The sequence below is a fragment of the Oceanospirillum linum genome, from assembly GCF_001995095.2.
Lineage (GTDB): Bacteria > Pseudomonadota > Gammaproteobacteria > Pseudomonadales > Halomonadaceae > Oceanospirillum > Oceanospirillum linum.
The window spans coordinates 1-408 of record NZ_MTSD02000179.1; the positions used below are offsets into that span (position 1 = coordinate 1).

Below are 408 nucleotides of genomic sequence, written 5' to 3' on the forward strand. Positions count from 1 at the left end.
GATGTATACCGGATAAAAACAAGGCTTCGTTAGCGTAGATATTGCCCACGCCTACCACCACATGACTGTCCATGATGAAACTTTTGATCGGTGTTCTACGATTGCGGCAGCGTTCGAGTAGATAATCAGCGGTAAAACGCTCTGAGAGCGGCTCAGGGCCTAGTTTAACCAACAGCTTATGCTGTGAGATGGGTTCGCTCGTCCAGAGCACTGCGCCAAAGCGACGGGGGTCGTGATAACGCAGTGTTGCACCACTGGCCAATACAATATCCACATGATCGTGCTTGCCCGCAGGTTCCGCTGCCAGCATCACCCGCAAGCTGCCCGACATACCAAGGTGAACCAGTAGTGTGCCATTGGGTAGAATAAACAGCAGATATTTGCCTCGGCGCTCAATGCGCTCAATAG

General features: G+C 52.0%; 1 protein-coding gene. It reads right to left on the minus strand.

Annotated elements, in window-relative coordinates; translation table 11 throughout:
- Positions 1 to 408 (minus strand): DNA-formamidopyrimidine glycosylase family protein (locus BTA35_RS17210; RefSeq protein ID WP_338013024.1); only part of this gene is annotated, 408 nt, incomplete at both ends.